Origin of the sequence: Mucilaginibacter sp. PAMB04274 (assembly GCF_039634385.2) — a bacterium.
GTDB lineage: Bacteria > Bacteroidota > Bacteroidia > Sphingobacteriales > Sphingobacteriaceae > Mucilaginibacter.
Map to the genome: position 1 here is coordinate 26,085 of NZ_CP155082.2, position 18,829 is coordinate 44,913.

Here is an 18,829-nt window from a genome sequence, read left to right on the forward strand (position 1 = left end):
TTTGATTAAAAATACATATGATAACACAAGAAAAACCAAAAATTATCTCGCTGTTTTCTGGTTGTGGTGGCCTCGACCTCGGCTTTCATAAAGCAGGTTATGAAACAGTTTGGGCGAACGACTTTGAACATTTTGCTTGTGAAACTTTCAGTTCATATTTTGGAAAAGGAATAATTGTAGAAGGTGATATAGAGCAAATCGATCCTTATAATGATAATACAATTCCTGATTGTGATTTAATTTTAGGCGGGTTCCCTTGTCAGGATTTTTCAATGATTTGGAAACAGCCAGGCTTGAATGGGAAGCGCGGAAATCTTTATAAAAGTTTTTTAAGATTTGTTGATGCAAAGAAACCAAAGGTTTTTATTGCAGAGAATGTTAAAGGACTGCTAACAGCAAATAATAAAAAGGCTATTGAGCAGATTATTAAAGATTTTGAAAGTATAATGCCAGGTTACATTGTTACGCCTAAGCTTTATAACTTTGCTGACTATGGAGTGCCACAATTTCGTGAACGGGTATTAATCGTAGGGGTACGAATTGATACTGGATTTAATTTTAGCCACCCAGCGCCCACCCACGGGCCAAAAGGACAATATCCCTATGTGACTTCCGGAGAAGCTATTGCAAATGCAAATGATATTCCTTTCAATAACGAACATATGAATATTGCAGAGCGCACCAAGGAATTATTAAAGCTAATTCCTGAAGGTGGTAATTTTACCAGTATTCCTAAAGATAATCCTCTTTACGTTAAGGGCATGATTAGCCATGTATATAGAAGGCTTAAATTAGATGAACCGGCCAAGACAATCATTGCTGCCGGTGGTGGCGGAACTCATGGTTACCATTTTCCCGAGCCAAGGGCGTTAACAAATCGTGAACGAGCGCGACTACAATCTTTTCCGGATGATTTTAAATTTAAAGGAAGCGTAGCAGATGTTAGAAAGCAAATAGGGAACGCAGTTCCACCAAATGGTGTTTTTGCTTTAGCTAAAACCTTGCTGCCGTTATTTACTGGTAATTACGTTCATGCTGACCTTGAAAAGAAAAGTGCTGAATTTCAACTCATGACATTAAAAGAACGACTTGACTTAAGTTTAGCGGTTTAATGGAATTACTGTTATCAAATTATCAGCCAGCGGTTTTTAATTGCAATACTCCTAAGAACTATATGGAGCAGGCGCTTAAAGTTTGTGAAACTTTAAAAATTGCGAGCGGGTATATCTCGTCGGATGCCTTAATTGATCTTAAAAGAATTATTGAGTTAAATCGTAGACCACGGCTTGAACTTTTGATAGGTATGCATTACTTTGACGGGTTTACTAAAAATCAATATGAAGCGGCACGTACTTTAAACTCCTTTCTTCAAAGCAATAATCTTGGTTTTGTTTATCTGGCTAACACACTAAAGTTTCATGGTAAAATGTATTCCTTTACTATGCAAGATGCCACCAAAACCGCGGTTGTCGGTTCGTCTAACCTTGGAAGCTTATACGATAAAGTTAGTCGGCAGTATGAGGCTGATATTCTGCTGACGGGCAGTGAATCTTTAACTGTTCATAGTTCAGTAGAAGAAATTATATCGAAGATTGGTTCACCTTTGGAGGATATCTCAATAACAAAATTTGTTGAGTTCAATCAACTGCTTGAAAATCACGAAAATGTTAAAAAGGTCGATAAGGAGCAAAAGGCAGACCTTCTAAGCAATCTAACTGGTATTACATTTGAAATTCCGATCAAATCAGAACCTAAAAGCAACCTTAATCCGTATTTTGGAAAGGGTCGGGAAAATAAACGGGGTTACATTGCACCGCGCCCTTGGTATGAAGTTGAATTGATTGTGGGAAAAAGCATTACCACTCAACCTGGTTATCCGGCTAATCAAACCTTTGACGTAGTTACAGACGATAACTGGGCTTTTAGATGTGAAACTAATGGGGACTATAGCAAAAACTTCCGTTCGAAAGACGACTTGAAGATACTTGGGAAATGGATAAAAGGCCGCATGGAAGAAAGTGGCGCTCTTAAAATGGGCACACCGGTTACCGATGAAGTCATATCGGCTTATGGAAGAAATACAATCAGTTTACATGCTACTAAAGACCCCAACATTTGGTATCTTGATTTTGACGCTTTCAAATGAACCATTTAGATTATTACCTAAACTTAGTTAAGCTCCAGTCCGTATCATTACGCGACACAGTGCAAGAAACAAGCACGGCTGTTTTTAATTTAATATCTGAAAAATTCGATTATAGATCCCATTTAACCGGTCTGCTTTTAGGCAATGTTCAAAGCGGTAAAACAGGTCAGTTACTTGGGGTAGTAAGCACCTTAGCAGATAATGGCTTTGAAATATTCATTCTTCTCACCACGGATAATGTTTACCTGCAAAAGCAAACTACTGAAAGAACTGCCGCATCCCTTGGTACATTTAACGTATATGGTGAAAGTGATGATCTGCCCTTTTTAACTAACAAGCTGTCAAAGCCAATCATAGTAGTCCTTAAAAAGAACACCAATGTACTTCGGAAATGGCGCAACCTATTATCATCATCTGATTATTGTACAGGAAGGCCAGTTGTAATTATTGATGATGAGGCAGACGCAGCAAGTCTTAATACTCTGGTTAACAAAGAAAGAATTAGTACGATTAATAAACACCTGACAGCAATTAAAGACCTTTCCACGAGCAGTCTGTATATAGAAGTAACGGCTACTCCGCAAGCGATTTTGCTTCAAAGTAATGTTTCCGGTTGGAAACCATCATTTATATATTATTTTAAACCTGGAAGCGATTACATAGGAGGCGATTTTATTTACGCTCAGCCAAAGCCATACTGTATAACGCTTACCGACGAAGATGAATTAAGCGCTATTAAAAATGAAGACGGTTATATTCCGGAAGGATTAAAAACCGCTTTATTAACTTATCTCATTGTTTGCGGCCACTACCGTATCCAGGGTACCGATACCTGCAATTTTCTCGTTCATCCCAGTGTTAGAATAGCCGATCATCTAACTTTCTCTACAGTACTGGGCGAGCATTTGAATGAATTTTTAATAGCCGTAACAGATGATGCCGAAAGCTTCATTAGGCCACAGCTTGAATTTATATGGAATGATCTTAAAACTACCAAGCCTGATATAGAAAGTTTTGAAGACGTATTTGAGGCTGTAGTTAATTTATTGGAAAACGAACTGGTTAGAGTTATGATGCTGAACTCGACAACCGACATTTCAGTTAATTACCAAACTGGTTATAATATCATTGTTGGTGGCAACAGCCTTGGCCGTGGGGTAACATTTCCAAAGTTGCAAACGGTTTATTATTGCAGGAAGGCCAAAACCCCCCAAGCTGATACTTTTTGGCAGCATGCCCGTGTATTTGGCTATGACCGTGATCGCGGTTTACTACGGATATTTTTACCCCCTTCATTGTATAATTTGTTTAGTGAACTCAATGTTTCGAACAAACTACTTATTAATCAAATCACAGCTGACAATATTACTGATATCCAGTTGTTCTATCCAAAAGGGATTAGCCCCACCCGTAAGAATGTACTTGACAATAAAGCAGTTAATTTGATTATGGGCGGCGTTAATTTCTTTGCCACAATGCCACGCCAAGACAATGTTTTAAATGTTGATGTACTGGTTGAGGATTATGATGAGGAAATTCAGTACCATACTGTTACGCCAACGATACTTGCGGATATTTTGCAATACGTGGGCGATGAAAATTGTGAGGACTGGAATAGCGAAAAATATATTAATACTGTAAATACATTAGCTACCAAACGACCTACAACCAAGTTCGCGCTAATTGTTCGTAAAGGCAGGGATATCGGAAAAGGAACAGGAACACTCCTTTCTCCTACAGACAGAAAAATAGGTGACGGGCTAAGGGATTGGGTTGTCCTAACCCTTTATAGAGTAAATGGCTCCGAAAGCAAAGGCTGGTTAGGCAGTCCCTTTTATATTCCTAATATAAAATTGCCTACAAATGTTTGTATATATGATACGATAGATATCTAATAACTAACGAAAGAGGTAATATTCCCGCATCACAATTGACTTGATGTGAGTTTAAGATCTTTCAATATTTCGTTTTTTAGCAGGTATTTAGATACATTTTCTAAATCAAGTTCTGTAAAATTCTTTATTCTTTTGGAGGTAATATGGTAAGGTATTCTTATAGTTTTGTTATATCCCATATCTAGTGGCATTAAATCTTTTAGCATATCTCGAAACGCTCTTTGCCTAGTGCGATTGTCTTGTTTATCACCAATTAGAAATTCAGGGAATAAGGTATCCGGTGATCTTAGCTTTGTAAAACCACCGGTTGAAGGGTTACTGATTTTATCGTTTAATTCTTTATAATATTGAATGTCATATCCAATCTTAATACCGCTATAGTAGTTTAGTGTCTTTAACCTAAACTGATTGAAATGCTGCTTTTCATCAAACTCTACGGCAAAATTATAAGGATTGTCTATCCAAATGTCAAATGACTGCTGCCCCGGTTTAAGTTTGGTAGCTATACCTTCAATCAAATCCAACTTATTATCTGTTAGTTCTGAATAGCATTCTTTCAAACGGGTACTATAGTTACCTAACATTTTATTTGTAGGAACACATGTTAGCCAATCAGGTTTATACTCAACTGCATAAGTCGCCTTTTCATTATACATTTTCTCGAGCAATGCAACAATACGCATTGCTATAGGGATTAGCTTAGAAACCTTTTCCAAAGTTTATAATTTCTATGACCTGATTGTAAATTATCAGCATTGCATGCCTACTTCCAGATTAGTTTACTGATATCAAATAATAACCGATGTCTTTCTTCCACCTCTTGCATTCCATAAACATCTAATGGGCGGAAATTTAATGAGTATGTAGAAATCATATCTTTAAAATCCAGTTTCTTAGTGTAAGTATCGGATCTTAATGTTTCATTCCAATAAAGCGTTCCTGCATAGGATTTCAGTTTTTTAACATATTTTTCATTATTGCTTGCAATGTTGTCCTTACCTTTAAGTAGCAGCAAAGCCCCTAATCTGTTTCGTTCTCTTTCAAATCGTTCCTCATCATTATCAAAGTTATCTAGATTTTCGTCGTTATAAGATAAGATGTGCTCAATGTGAAATCCGTTAACCGCACCTGTTTTTGTTACGAGATCACTTAAGCTATGTTTGAGATTAACACGTGTATTTACTGCAATAAATTCTTCTATACGTCCGAAAAAGTATCGTTTGAAACGCGGATTTAATCCGTTTCCTGTATCTTTAAAGTAAGAGTATGTAAAGGCGTCTTCTGTTTGCGTTGCTCGCTTTGAGTTTATTTCATTGATCAGGTATTTATCGAATATTGGTCTATAAGCCTCATGTGATTGATCTCGAATCTCCGAACTAATAAAGTATAGCATTTCATTGAATGAATTGCTATCATAAGCCCCCTGCAGCTGTAACAAACAAAAGATACGGTCAAATTCATAAGTTATTGTTTTAATTTTTATGGCCTCGTCTTTATCATTTATTGTACAGCCAGATAAGATTAAGATAAAAATACTATCCAATTCATTTAACCCGTTATAATGCGCAAATGGTTGCTCCGGATAATAACTCCTGTAGAAGAGAAGAAATCTCATGTAGAGATCAGTAAAATACTTAAAGTCATTTAATAGAAACCTCTTAACTTCTATCGGGTTGTTCTTAAGCTTAAGCACGACATCTATATCATCTTCGAACATTTCGCGATGATAGTTGTTGTCGAATCGCCTTCCTGCTGCTCTGCTACTAACAAATTTTGCTTTTAAATATTCTACGAAAAAATCATCAATTACGTCAGGGAAAATATCATTAAGCTGATTTACTTGTGTCTCCCATAACTCATTCAGATTAAATTTATCAAGTTCGATTTTGTCAATTTGACCCAGCAATTTACCCTTTAATATTTCATAGGGTTTTAGTTTTACACCTCGGTCATTAATAACCTCAAATACCATAGGGACATCTGTCTGCTCTACGTTTAGATTGATTAGTACCAATCGTAAATTAAAATAAAACGTAAAAGTTTCAAATCTATGAGCATCTATTAATTGTTGGTCTAGCCAGTTGGAAATTGTCTCATAGTTTTTAACCATGTTTTGAGAAGTAATGCCTGGGGAGACATCAATTTCTTTAATTGAAACACCATCATATAAGGCATTCAAAGTAGGAATATGCTTTTCATGAAACATCCAGAACTCAGCTTCATATCCTGAATGCCCAACTATTTTATTGCTTATCCAACCCTGTAGTTTTGACTGGAATTTTGAGGCCAAGTGCTTAAGTTTAATTAATATTAAAGTTAAGGTTGTCAGACGTTGTTGTCCATCCACAAGGTACACCCTACCAGCTATAGAATTAGTAACATATGTATTAAGGTAGTACCAAGAATATTTTTCCGTTATTGTTTCTTTACGAGGCGTTAGATCTTTATTTTTAGCATATTCAGAGTTAAATTTATGGAATATGTCGTCCAGCAAGCGGTTTACAGGCTCGTCATTCCACTTATACTGCCTTTGGTAAAAGTCTATGTAAAATGTTGTTGACCCAAATAGTCTATCGACACTCTGGGTGTCAGGCGAAATATCCATAAAAATGAGTTGGTTTAAGTTTGGTTAACGCATTACATGATAATGCTTCTTTGCAGTAAAAATATAACTATAATTTATATTTGTCAGCCACTGCATTTAATATAAGGTCTTTTACTGATGTGCCCGTGTTTGCACTCATTATTTTAAGTTGCTTCAACCAACCTTTCTTCATTCTTAGGGGATAACCGGTAATTTCTTCTTCTTCTTCCAAATCAGCCTCATTTTTTCTTTTTGCTGTACTATCAGCTTTTGAGGGCACATTGAACAGGGCACCTACACCAGTCATGTTTTTGTTGTTTTCTTCCAAGTTTCCCAAATTTTTCTTTGCCATGACCTCTATATTTTTGTTAAAATTTCTTTTACTAAGTTTTCATAATCCGTAGCACCATTTGACGTGGGAGCATATTCAAATATATCTTTACCGTGAATGGGCGCTTCTGCTAACGATACATTAACCCTAATCTTACTATTTAGTAGTTTGTCGCCAAAATGTTTCTGTACACTTTCGGTAATATGTTCTGTCAATAATCTTTTAGGATTGCACTTGGTTATAAATACACCGCCAATAGTAAGTTTTTCATTATAGTGGTTTCTCACATCTGAAATTATCGATACCATTCTGTCAATACCCCTATATGCGTAATATTCCGCCTCTAAAGGAATTAGTACAGTATCAGCAGGAACAAGTGCATTAATGGTGAGCATACCTAAAGCCGGTGGACAATCAATAACGATATAATCGTAATTTGTTTTAAGCTTTTTTAGGAGATTTTTTAGAATGCTTTCCCGGGCCAACCTTGATACTAATTCAAGTTCGGCACCAACCAATTCTAACGATGATGGAACCAGGTCTAAATAGTCATTGATTTTTTCAATTGGCAAATCAATGCCGTCCCTTATGCTGTTGTAAATAGATACTTTAATATCCCGTTTTCCTAAACCTTCTGTCAGGTTGGTTTGCGGGTCAATGTCAATCAGGAGGGTTTTTTTCTTTTGTCGTGCAAGCCCTGCCCCGATGTTAAGTGCGGAGGTTGTTTTCCCCGTACCCCCCTTATGGTTTAGTATAGCAATGGTTTTCATATCGAATCAATGTTTATACAATGATACGTAAATATCTTTATATAATGATATCTTGATATAAATATATTATTTTTTTAATTGTCGCTCGAGCGCAGCAATTGTTTTGTCTTTTGACTGTAGGAGCTCAATATATAGGTCACGTTCTGAATTAAGCCGTTTGATATCGGCTTTGAGTAATTCGATCATTCTGTCTTTAGTGTCGGAAGCTGCATTGGGGTCAGATGTAGTATTTACAACTTCCGGTTGATCAGGAGGGGTTTCAATGAAGAACATTTCGCCTTGGTTCTTTTCCAAGTAATTTATGTTGATTTTATGAATGTTTATCAGCATAAGTTTGACCTTGCCTGATAACCCATTCTTTCCCCTTTCAATATCGGAATACCCACCTTGCGTAAGACCTATGGACTGGGCAAAGTCCAATTGGCTGTACCCCAAAGCTTTTCTGATAAGCTTTAAACGTTCATTCTCATTGTTACCCATAAACTTTATTCATACGTTCCTTTTTAATTATAGCAAAACTGTAATTAGGCTTTATTTTTGTGCTATTTGCTTTATCCCTGAAGCAAAGAAGTTTGTAAGCAGGGTGTAAAGATATAAAAGTAAATATTTTTTTTTGCGAAAAGGAGGTCACATAACCTAAAACAATTATTCACGTTATAATATATATTTAGCGAGTTAACTATTACTAAAAAGCTCATTGCCCTATGATTAAAGCCGATAAAAATCAAAAATCACATGTAATCGAAATCCTTACTAATTCTTTCGAGGATAACCAAAGCGTGAACTACATTGTAAAACAGGATAGTAAAAGGAAGGAGCGCATCCGTGCCCTGATGGACTACTCTTTTGAAATTTGCTATATGTTTGGTGCCGTGTACCTGTCAGATGATAAGAAAGGTTGCGCACTTGTATTATATCCTGATCAAAAAAAGTTCTCCATTAAATCAACCTTATTGGATGTGCAGCTACTTCTAAATGCTATCGGATTGACAAGAGCAGGTAAGGCCATGAGCCGGGAGAGCGCCATTAAAAGCAATTACCCAAATGAACCAATATATTATTTATGGTTTTTAGGGGTTTTTAATGCTGATCAAAATAATGGAGTAGGAAGCCAGCTATTAAAAGAGATCATACAAGATAGCCAAAAGCAGCAGAAGCCGATCTACTTAGAAACATCAACCATTAAGAATATACCTTGGTATCAAAAATTTGGTTTTTCTATCTACCAGGAGTTAGATTTTGGATATAAACTATTCATGCTTAGGAGGGGTATAGAAGCACCTACTATATGAAAGTATTTAACACGGACATGCACATTGTGACATTTATCTTTGTGATTTTTGAAGTAATTATGCTCTTGTATCAGTTCCTATTTTACTTACAAAGACCATTCGAAAAGAAACGCCTCTACTATATCATTTTATTAATTCTTTTTATCATTTATAATATATGTGGGGGGGTGTTTCCAGACCCGGCTTTGAAACGAATTTCTCTAACTGCCCAAAATATACTTGCCTGGGGAAGTGGTGTCGCTCTTGCCTGTTTTATGCCTTATTATTTTTATAAAGCTTACGACTTAGAAAGGTTGAGGTTTCATGCAAGGTACGGGGTTTTATTATTTCTGTTAACGCCATTTCTTATATTCTTTGGCATTGAATATCTGATACAAGGAAATATTGACAGAGCGGTAAAGCATGGGGTAATTATTCCATGCATTTATGCTGTCATTTGCGTAACAGCTATGTACCGATCCATCAAGTTAAAACAGGGCGAGGATAAAAAAATTGGCAAAGAAATGCTTTTAAGTTTGATTGCTATTGCGCCCTGGGTATCAATGCCTATTCTGTCATTTTTCAGAGTAAGTCAATTGCCAGAAGTTTTGGTCATGAATGGCGGTTTCCTTGTAATAACAGGGCTGTTTATTTGGCAAACGATAGAACAGAGCCGAGAGGAAAATCACCGTTTACAGGCGTTAATTTTAACCGTCGAAGATAGCGAGGTGAAGCAAGATGTATTTTTGGAAAATTGCGAAGCCTACAAATTAAGCCCAAGAGAAATTGAGGTAGCAGCTTTGATATCTGATGGCTTGAAGTATAAAGAAATTGCCGATCGTTTATTTATTCAAGAGCGAACAGTTACCACCCACGTTCAAAAAATGTTCCTTAAAACAGGAGTTAAGAATAAAGTTGAGCTTTTAAATATTTTAAAAGGAAAAGACCAACTATTCAGATAGCCGAATATACGTATAGTTGCATAGGCAATTATACGTATATTTCTATATTCCTAAAATCCAGTCATTTACGAGTGTATACGTATAATGACGTAGTATAAAAATACGTCATTTTTAGCCTCTAAATAGTAGTTTTAGCGTATTTACATCCGTCCGTATAACCGCCATATTTGTTTCAATCTATTTTAAAGAAACAAAATGAAGCCTTATGTACCAGTTGTGACAGTTATAGTCTACTATGCGATTTTAGCTGTCATTGCCTACCGAAAGGCATCAAAAAAAAGGTCAAAGCCTTAAACTATTTTTTTCTTGAATAGATATTAAAAGTTGTAACAGATAAAATTAATTATTTGGTTTACAAATGGTTGCGCCTAAAATATAGCAAAATATAAAAAATAGTTTGTAAAATATAGCGAAACCGTATATTTGTATATCCGAATAGCTGATTAGATAACTATTCAGATCGGTTAATAGGTCTTTGACATTGGGGGAAGAAGCATTTTTGGTGCAGAGCCAAAAATTATGAGCAGTTACACTCACTCTTTATTCATCGAGTAATGAATTATAAGACTGTTTTTGACGAACCATAGGCAGCCAGTTTTGGCAGGTATGTAGATACCGACGTGAGTATTCCCGAACGCATATACAGGCAGAGTTAATTAGTTAACTGTTGGTGTCGAAACCACTGCCTGTACAACGGGATTAATTTCCTTGCTTTTCTTTTTGCCGATTAACCTACGGCCAACCAATCACTTTTAAATTACAGAAATCAAATAGCTGAATAGACATGTATCTAGATAGCTGTATATCAGAATATCTATATATATAGATATCTAAATATCTGCATAAACAAATATCCCAATAGCCGCATATACGGCTATCTGCCTATAGAAATGGTTGTATATCTTTTATACAGGGTAGTGATCACATTAGCATTTCTTGCAACGGCATAGTTGAATATTCGCATATCGACATATGTGGCACTTGCAAATCAGGCGTTTTCAATGCCATATCGGAATGTTGTTTTTCCAACTGCAAGATGTGTTTTTGTGTATCGTAAACCCTTCTGGATTTACCCTACACAACACGTTCTTGCCCATTCTTAAAATTCATTCGTACCTCATAAATTTTAAAAATAGGGGCTAGGGAAAAATTCGCAACTCATTTTTCTAAACCAACCACATACCTATGAGCAAAAACAAAGGTGGAAGGCCACCCAAAAATGAAGGTCAAAAAATTAAGCAAGCACACTTAAGGTTGACCGAAGAACAGCATAAAAAGCTAATGGAATTAGAAGATCAGATCGGGTTAAACCGAACAGATCTTTTTATAAAGAGGGTCTTAGAAAATCAGGATTTCATAATAACCAAAGATGTACTTGTTCAGCTTGCCAAGGTGGGCGCTGAAATGGGGAAGGTGGGGAGCAATATAAATCAGTTGGCAAAACATGCAAACACCATTATCAAAAACCACCAGTTGCCACCTGAAATAGTTTCACAGTATAACGACCTATTGGGTCTGCACCTGGTACAAGAAAGGGAGTTATATAAAGTATTGAGGCAGATGTATAGGGTAATGAAGAATTAGTATGGTAGTAAAAATACTCAATAGCAACAGTTCCTTTAATGGTGTTAGCTACAACACAAACAAGATGGAGAAGGACAAAGGGGAGCTGATGAAAACAGAAAATTTCGGCTACCTGCAAAACATTCCGAACGTCATGCCGGAAGAATATAAAAATTTTCTCCGTGCCCATTCAAACACTAACTCTGTAGTCCAGAATAAACAGTTGCATCTGATATTATCAGGAGAGGGGAGGGAATACAATAAACACCAGTTAACCGATATGGCCGATGCCTTCATGAAAGAAATGGGGTATGGTGATAATCCCTATATGGTAGTTTTTCATAACGATACGGCCAATAACCATGTTCATATTGTAAGCAGCCGAATAAATTCAGAGGGTAAAAAGATTAACGACTCATTTGAGCATAAGCGAGCAATGTCAGCTATTCAAAAGATCGTTAACAACGATATCGGTTATTCAACCATACAACAGGTCAAAAATTCTTTCGATTATAGTATTTCGACCGTTGCGCAGTTTAAGCTTCTTTTCGAGCAACAAGGTTATTCCGTTTCTTACAACGATAAGGATATGACCTTGCGCAAGTACGACGATGTTCAGCAGGTAATTCCTATGGATAAGGTGAATGCCCTGATTGCTGATAGTAAAAAAGATAACAGCAGGATACTTCAATTAAAAAGCATCATCAACAAATACAATGGCCGTACCGACCCTTCGGTAAGGGTGGTTTATGAACCATCAAAATATAACGATGTAAAAAAGCCTATTGGCTACACTTCCGATTTAGCAAAGGTGCTAAAAGAAAAATTCGGGGTGGATATAGTCTACCACGGAAAAAAAGGATTACCGCCCTACGGCTATAGCATTATAGACCATTCACATAAAGCCATTTACAAAGGCGGTGAAATCATGCCCATTAAAGAGTTTATTGATAACAGCACCTTTAAAGGTCGAAAAATTCAGCATACAGCGCCAATACAACTTACCGTTGACGGATTTAAGGAAAAGGAAGCGTCAGCAAAAATATTTGGTGAGCGGTTGGGCAGGGTTTCATTTGCTACCATTTCCAAAGAAAAACTGGCACTAATAAATGTAGTTCTTAAGTCGGCCCTGCACGAGTTCAATTCAGTAAGTGAGGGCTTAAGCCGTCACAAGATTGAACTGCTTACAGATACTAAGGGCTTATTCGTGTTGGACAAAAGCAGCAATATTATGATTGATGCAAAACGGGTGTTAAGCCCTTCTGATTACGCTTTAATGGCACGGCGTTCAGGTCTGGAATTACCGCAAAAAGAAAAAGAGGTCATACTCAACACCGACAACAGCAAAGCCTATTCACTTAAGGGCATACTTAAAAATCATGGTGCAGCTAATTACCAGTTTGATAAAGAAGGTAAGCCAAGCTACTTCATTGAACTATTGAAACCCGATGGAACCTTAAAAATGGTTTGGGGTATCGACCTTGAAAGAGCGGTGGCCGAATCAGGGTATCAAGTTGGCGATATAGTTCAGCTTAATTATAAAGGATTTAATGAGGTGCAAATACAAGTTCCCGTTAAAGATGCCCAGAGTAATACCACCCATTATGAAGATAAGGTAGTCAAGCGCAACGACTGGGAGATTTCAGAACCGGACGAGCGGTCAAACTCAAACTCCTATCAAGGCAATACTTCCGAAGGTTCCGTTTCTCAACCAGTCATGAGCAGTCACGAGGAAACAGCGTTATTGGATGCTATCCAGAATTTTGAACTAAGCATTGCCGATGATATCGATGATGAACAGATCAACGGAAGGAACAGGCGCAGGGTTAGAAAATCACGAGTAAACACAAGATAAATCACAAGCATATGATTATACTATTCGCAAATCAAAAGGGGGGTGTTGGTAAATCTACCCTTGCCGTTTTATTCGCAAACTACCTTTCATTAGTACAGAATAAAGAGGTTGTTATATTTGATATGGACAACCAACGGTCTATTTATAATAAAGTCCAAGCTGCCCAGGTATTGGAGAATAAGCCTCTATATGAAGTAGAAGCTGCCGAGATGGAACAGTTCAGTACCATTAATGAAATAGTCAGAGAAAAGGAAGGACTGATTACAATATTGGATGTAGCGGGCAACATCGAAAACGATAGCCTTATACCCATATTTAAGGGTATTGATTTAATTATCTGCCCTTTCGCTTATGATGAATTTTCGGTAGGTGCGACCATCGACTTTTCAGAAGTGGTACGTACACTGAATGAAAAGGCAAACATTGTTTTTGTACCCAACCGCATCAAAACGAATGTTAAGTACGAAACGCTCGAGAGCGTCAACAAGGTGCTTTTAAATTTTGGGGCGGTCACACGGCCACTTCCTGAAAGGATAGACTTTCAAAGGATAACCACCTTTGAGACACCGCCCAGTATCATACAGGCAGTTTCCCCGGTATTCGATTTAATATTCAACGAGTTCATACATAAATATACTGGGTCATGGAAAGAGAAAGTATAAAGGCAATTACCGAACGTGTTCGTAAAGAGAGGGAGCAGGTAATTTTGAATGGAGGAACGGAAGCCGCAACCATACAACCAGAACCCCAAACTGTAAAACCGTTCGACGGTGAGGCATCGACCATTGCACCACCGATAAGCGTTAAACCGCCACCAGTTATTTTGACTGATGGACAGGATTTAGCAGAACTCATACAGCAGATCACTTCTGTAAAGGTATCAGGGCAAACAAAAATGTTGATCAGGTTTGACGACAAGCACATGCCTGTCTTGAATATGCTTCAACCAGCTTTGAAAATCAACGTTGTTCAGTTCGTCAATTTTTTGGTAGAACGTTTCTTTGAAACGAATCCTGATATCAAAACGCTAATGAAAAATTCACTTAAAAATTCACTTAAAGAGATATAATTATGAGTTGGTCAAAATTTACAATAGTGCTGATAGTTGCCTATGTGGTTTACTATTTATTCAACATCATCATGGATAGTTTGAAAAGCAAAAACGTAAGTGCTGCAACAAGCGGAGGGGATGTTTTAACATTTAGTGAGGAAGTCCAAACCACGCCTGTAGAGCATGAAGAAGAAAGGGCGGTGGTTCCGGTGACCGTTCTTGACGAATATGAAGAAGATAGCCAAAATGCGGTTTGGGAACGGGAGGACGAGGACACCGAGGAACTTAATATAATATCTCATAACATCAATACCTCAACAGGTGGCATTACCCAAATGTCAGAGGTTATAAAACTTGCGCAAAGCAACACGATAGATTATAAACGTTCAATCGTCTTTTAATATGAAAAACTACAAGAAGATACATTATATCAGGGCTGCTACATTGACAGCCCTTTTTTATTGCCTTATTTCGCCATCCTTCGGACAAGCACCCGGCATTCAGGAATTTGGGGATGCAACACGAATGGTCAAAAATCAATACCATGCTTTGACCTATACTGCATCTATACTGGGCGCTATTTTCGGTTTGGTTGGTGGGCTAAGAATTTATAACAATTGGCAATCAGGCAAGCATCATATTGATGCGCAGGTAATGGGTTGGTTAGGGGCTTTTATATTTCTTCAACTAATCGCAGTAATTATCGGTGCCATGTATGGAGTGTAATATTTGCTATCATAGTTAGGTCGGAGCATCCGCAGATCAGGGAAGCGCCACCAGTGAAATGATAGCATTTTTTTAAACCGGTTCGAAGATCCTCAGCTGCTTTTGATAGCATTTCACTTCTCTGCAGCGAACCAGGTTAAACCAACTGATAGTAAAACCTATCAGTAAACTTCCCAATCAGCAATTTTTAATCAATAGTTTTTTAATCAAATTTTTTTATCCATTAATTTTTATCTGTTATGAAAATGTCAAGCAAATTCAAAAAAGCGTTCGCAGTTGCAACTTTAATCGCAGTATCTGCAAGTCAATCAATGGCGCAAGATGGTATCACTGGTATCAATGCAGCCAACACTTCTTTACGCCAGTACGTTGACCCAGTTGCTACATTATGCCTTGCAATCGGGGCGGTTGTTGGTATTATCGGTGGTGTTCGTGTTTACATCAAATGGAACAGCGGAGATCAAGATATCAACAAAGAAATCATGGGATGGGGCGGTTCTTGCCTTTTCTTAGTACTGGTAGGCGTTATTATCAAAGCTTTCTTTGGTGTATAATGGCAAAGCAATTCAACATTTATAGGGGGCTTCAAAAGCCCCTTATTTATCGTGGTTTTCAAGGAAAATTCATCGGATGGGGCATAGCATCCCTTGTCATAAGCTTAGTTGCAGGTGGAGTTGTCGGCAGTTTAACAAGCATGGCATTAGGAGGGCTCATTTGTGTAGGTGGCTTTGTAGGTGGCCTGGTTTTCACGGCTCAACAGCAGAAAAAAGGATTGCACTTCAAAACAAGGCATACAGGCATATTCAGGTTTGGTACTGATTTTAGAAAATTAAGACATGGCACAAAAACGTAAAACAGAGTTCAATCTACCGTATTTCGGGATTGACGAAAGTGGGAAATACCCAACCATTTATAATTTAAAAGGGGATTATGGCGTAGTGATACAAATTAATAATCCAGTACTGCAATATTCAGCAGACCCGAGCGCCTATGATGGTTCGCACCAATTGTATGTAAACATCACTAAGATTTTAGGCGAGGGGTACGTAATCCAAAAGCAGGATGTTTTAACAAAGAAGATTTATAATAAAGCAGATAGCACCGAATACTTACAGCAGAAGTATGACGAGCATTTCAACGGTAGAGAATATACCGACCTCACTACTTATTTGGTAGTTACCCGAAAAGGAAAACGAGGTTCTTTTTATAGCTATAACAAAAAGAACTATATCGATTTTGAGCAAAACATCGGCAAGTTAGAAGACCTGCTAAAAAGAAATAGCTTGTCACCCAAAATTCTAACCCGAAATGAAATTGACCTTTACGTGAAGCGCATACTTAGTATGAATTTTAGTACTAATAACGTTTCGCTCAATAATATGCGTGCTACAGATGTAGAAATACAAATGGGCGATAAAGCGGTTCGCAGTATTCCGCTTGTTAATATTGATACTATTGATCTGCCGGAGAAAGTTTCCACCCACATCGAGCGGAACGATAAAGACACCCTTAAAGGTTTCCCCATTGATACAATGGGCTTTTTATATAACGTACCATTATACCAAACCATAATTTACAACCAGATCATAGATATACCTGCCCAAAACATGACACAGCGTAAGTTGGAGTTAAAAAGAAAAAGGCATTCAGGTATACCCGACCCTGCAAATTTGATGTGCGTTGAGGATATTGATAATTTACTGGTAGATGTAGCCAGGGAGAACCAAATGCTTGTTTATTGTCACTTCAATATTTTGGTTTGTGCACCTTTAGAGACTATTCAGCAAACCTGCAATTACATAGAAAGTTCTTTGTTCCAACAGAGCATTATACCTAATAAAAATGCCTACAACCAAATGGAACTTTTCAGAACGGCTATGCCCTGCAACACGGTCGAGTTAGCGGACTATGATTTGTTTTTGACCACCGCAGATGCAGCCCTTTGTTTTTTTTTTAAAGAAGCCCTAAGTAAAGATGAAGTGAGTGGCTTTCAAATTCGCTTTACTGATAGACAGGGCATACCTGTAGCAATTGACCCCGCAGATTTGCCAATGCAGACCAATAGGATTAATAACCGGAACAAGTTTGTTCTTGGCCCCAGTGGTTCGGGAAAGTCCTTTTTTATGAATGCCCTGATCGAACAATATTGCATGTACAATAAATCGGATAAGCCTAAATGGTTGATGGATGTTGTAATTGTGGATACGGGGCACTCTTATTCAGGGCTATGCTCGTATTATGGCGGTAAGTACATTACTTATTCGGAAGAAAAGCCCATTACCATGAACCCTTTTGCGATCAGTGAAAGTGAGTACAATATTGAGAAAAAGGATTTTTTAAAAACGCTCATTAGCTTATTGTGGAAGGGTGCCGATGGCACGGTCAATCAGGTAGAAAGTGACGTTATTTCCCAGGCGATTTCATCATACTATAGCAACTTTTTTGGGAAGCCCCTTTTCGTCGATATTACCGAGGAAGAAGAAAGGGAAATTTTAAAGGAAGCGGAAGCCGAGGCAGCCCAGTTGGACTATACCGAAGAAGCAAAGAAATCATTAGACCTGGACGGTTTGTTAGCGGAAGCCCAAGCACTCACTAATAGCTTTGAAGGAAGTTCAGACGAAAAGCTTACGTATTATGAACAGCAATATCAAAGGCTTTATGATGAGCAATTACAAGGAACGATTGAATGGCTTAAAGATGCACAGGCCGATGATCTGTACATCACCAAATTGACAGAAGCGAGAATAAAAAACAAGGAGGAATTTAAAAGGAAGAATGTTGTTGAACTTAATTTCAACTCTTTTTATGAATTTGCTTTGTATAAAATTCCCGAGATAAAAGAGCAGGAACGCATACCCTTCGATATTGACGAATTTCGTTTTGTTCTGAAAAAGTTTTATAAAGGTGGCGAGTTCCAAGCGATCTTAAACGAGGAAGCCGATAATTCAATGTTCACTGAATCCTTTGTGGTATTTGAAATAGATAGTATCAAGGAGCATAAAACATTATTTCCAATCGTAACGCTGATTATTATGGATGTTTTCATCCAAAAAATGCGTTTCCGTACTGAACAGCGTAAGGCACTAATCATTGAAGAAGCATGGAAGGCCATTGCTTCACCACTTATGGCCGGATACATCCTTTACCTGTACAAAACAGTTAGAAAGTTTTGGGGCGAAGCAATAGTGGTTACGCAGGAGTTGGGCGATATCATAGGTAATGCGGTAGTAAAAGACAGTATTATTAATAATTCCGATACCACCATGCTGTTAGATCAGTCGAAGTTTAAAGACAATTTTGATGAAATAGCCAAGCTGTTAGCGATCAACGCCCATGAGCGCAAGAAAATCCTTACCATTAACCAGTTGGACAACCACGAAAATAGAGGCCGATTTAAAGAGGTTTATATCAGAAGGGGAGCCACAGGCGAGGTTTACGGTGTTGAGGTTGCTCTCGAGCAATATTTAATATATACCACCGAGAAGCCGGAGAAAACCGCAGTTGAATGCTATAGCAACTTTTACGGCAGCTACAGGGCAGGTATAGACAATTTTGTGAAAGACCTTAAACGATCAGGATTAAAACTTCCCCAGTTTTTCAATAAGGTCAACAGTATGCGTAGGCCAATCTACGAAGAAGGCAAGGCCGAAATACTACAGTTAGTTAGTTAATCAT

At 37.6% G+C, this 18,829-nt stretch carries 19 protein-coding genes; 14 read left to right on the top strand and 5 right to left on the bottom strand.

The features are described 5' to 3' along the window. Window positions 1–17: 17 nt before the first annotated feature. Genes ABDD95_RS23875 through ABDD95_RS23885 form a run of 3 tightly spaced genes read left to right on the top strand, consistent with a single transcriptional unit; the run spans window position 18 to window position 4,041 of the window. Window positions 18–1,112 (top strand): DNA cytosine methyltransferase, encoded by a 1,095-nt coding sequence (locus ABDD95_RS23875; protein ID WP_345952198.1) that lies wholly within the window; start codon window positions 18–20, stop codon window positions 1,110–1,112. Continuing rightward, the gene (locus ABDD95_RS23880) at window positions 1,112–2,146 is read left to right on the top strand and encodes a restriction endonuclease PLD domain-containing protein (protein ID WP_345952199.1); all 1,035 of its coding nucleotides are present in this window, start codon (window positions 1,112–1,114) and stop codon (window positions 2,144–2,146) included. Before ABDD95_RS23875 ends, ABDD95_RS23880 begins: the two co-directional genes overlap by 1 nt. Next, entirely contained in the window at window positions 2,143–4,041 is a 1,899-nt protein-coding gene (locus ABDD95_RS23885) for a Z1 domain-containing protein (protein ID WP_345952200.1), read from the top strand. Before ABDD95_RS23880 ends, ABDD95_RS23885 begins: the two co-directional genes overlap by 4 nt. A gap of 29 nt (window positions 4,042–4,070) precedes the next feature. On the opposite strand, the gene ABDD95_RS23890 is transcribed toward ABDD95_RS23885, so the two are convergent. From ABDD95_RS23890 to ABDD95_RS23910, 5 genes are all read right to left on the bottom strand, one after another. Next, window positions 4,071–4,757: a hypothetical protein gene (locus tag ABDD95_RS23890; RefSeq protein ID WP_345952201.1), complete on the bottom strand. Its 687-nt coding sequence runs from the start codon at window positions 4,755–4,757 to the stop codon at window positions 4,071–4,073. A 47-nt stretch (window positions 4,758–4,804) separates the two neighbouring features. Further along, the gene (locus tag ABDD95_RS23895; protein WP_345952202.1) at window positions 4,805–6,646 is read right to left on the bottom strand and encodes a DUF262 domain-containing protein; all 1,842 of its coding nucleotides are present in this window, start codon (window positions 6,644–6,646) and stop codon (window positions 4,805–4,807) included. A 67-nt stretch (window positions 6,647–6,713) separates the two neighbouring features. Beyond that, on the bottom strand, window positions 6,714–6,977 hold the full coding sequence (locus ABDD95_RS23900; protein WP_345952203.1) for a hypothetical protein: 264 nt from the start codon (window positions 6,975–6,977) through the stop codon (window positions 6,714–6,716). Window positions 6,978–6,982: 5 nt separating this feature from the next. Continuing rightward, window positions 6,983–7,726 (bottom strand): ParA family protein, encoded by a 744-nt coding sequence (locus ABDD95_RS23905; RefSeq protein WP_345952204.1) that lies wholly within the window; start codon window positions 7,724–7,726, stop codon window positions 6,983–6,985. A gap of 66 nt (window positions 7,727–7,792) precedes the next feature. Continuing rightward, a complete protein-coding gene (locus tag ABDD95_RS23910) occupies window positions 7,793–8,206 on the bottom strand; it encodes a helix-turn-helix transcriptional regulator (protein WP_345952129.1) in 414 nt (137 codons plus the stop codon). 224 nt (window positions 8,207–8,430) lie between these two features. Here ABDD95_RS23910 and ABDD95_RS23915 point away from each other — a divergent pair, with 224 nt between their 5' ends. From ABDD95_RS23915 to ABDD95_RS23965, 11 genes are all read left to right on the top strand, one after another. Continuing rightward, window positions 8,431–9,018, top strand: a complete 588-nt coding sequence (locus tag ABDD95_RS23915) for a GNAT family N-acetyltransferase (protein WP_345952130.1) — start codon at window positions 8,431–8,433, stop codon at window positions 9,016–9,018. Further along, window positions 9,015–9,959, top strand: a complete 945-nt coding sequence (locus ABDD95_RS23920; RefSeq protein ID WP_345952131.1) for a helix-turn-helix transcriptional regulator — start codon at window positions 9,015–9,017, stop codon at window positions 9,957–9,959. Before ABDD95_RS23915 ends, ABDD95_RS23920 begins: the two co-directional genes overlap by 4 nt. Window positions 9,960–11,144: 1,185 nt before the next feature. Next, window positions 11,145–11,543: a plasmid mobilization relaxosome protein MobC gene (mobC, locus tag ABDD95_RS23925; RefSeq protein WP_345952132.1), complete on the top strand. Its 399-nt coding sequence runs from the start codon at window positions 11,145–11,147 to the stop codon at window positions 11,541–11,543. A gap of 64 nt (window positions 11,544–11,607) precedes the next feature. Beyond that, a complete protein-coding gene (locus tag ABDD95_RS23930) occupies window positions 11,608–13,377 on the top strand; it encodes a relaxase/mobilization nuclease domain-containing protein (protein WP_345952133.1) in 1,770 nt (589 codons plus the stop codon). Window positions 13,378–13,388: 11 nt separating this feature from the next. Next, the gene (locus tag ABDD95_RS23935) at window positions 13,389–14,039 is read left to right on the top strand and encodes a ParA family protein (RefSeq protein ID WP_090504188.1); all 651 of its coding nucleotides are present in this window, start codon (window positions 13,389–13,391) and stop codon (window positions 14,037–14,039) included. Further along, window positions 14,021–14,446, top strand: a complete 426-nt coding sequence (locus ABDD95_RS23940; RefSeq protein ID WP_345952134.1) for a hypothetical protein — start codon at window positions 14,021–14,023, stop codon at window positions 14,444–14,446. Before ABDD95_RS23935 ends, ABDD95_RS23940 begins: the two co-directional genes overlap by 19 nt. Before the next feature lie 2 nt (window positions 14,447–14,448). Further along, window positions 14,449–14,829 carry a hypothetical protein gene (locus ABDD95_RS23945; RefSeq protein WP_345952135.1) on the top strand — a complete coding sequence of 127 codons (381 nt, stop codon included), beginning with the start codon at window positions 14,449–14,451 and terminating at the stop codon, window positions 14,827–14,829. A 1-nt stretch (window position 14,830) separates the two neighbouring features. Continuing rightward, on the top strand, window positions 14,831–15,154 hold the full coding sequence (locus tag ABDD95_RS23950) for a DUF4134 family protein (protein ID WP_090504196.1): 324 nt from the start codon (window positions 14,831–14,833) through the stop codon (window positions 15,152–15,154). Between the two features lie 245 nt (window positions 15,155–15,399). After that, on the top strand, window positions 15,400–15,708 hold the full coding sequence (locus ABDD95_RS23955) for a DUF4134 domain-containing protein (protein ID WP_345952205.1): 309 nt from the start codon (window positions 15,400–15,402) through the stop codon (window positions 15,706–15,708). Beyond that, on the top strand, window positions 15,708–16,007 hold the full coding sequence (locus ABDD95_RS23960; RefSeq protein ID WP_345952136.1) for a plasmid transfer protein: 300 nt from the start codon (window positions 15,708–15,710) through the stop codon (window positions 16,005–16,007). Before ABDD95_RS23955 ends, ABDD95_RS23960 begins: the two co-directional genes overlap by 1 nt. Then, entirely contained in the window at window positions 15,991–18,825 is a 2,835-nt protein-coding gene (locus tag ABDD95_RS23965; RefSeq protein ID WP_345952137.1) for a TraG family conjugative transposon ATPase, read from the top strand. The genes ABDD95_RS23960 and ABDD95_RS23965 overlap by 17 nt, the downstream gene beginning before the upstream one ends. Window positions 18,826–18,829 lie beyond the last annotated feature (4 nt).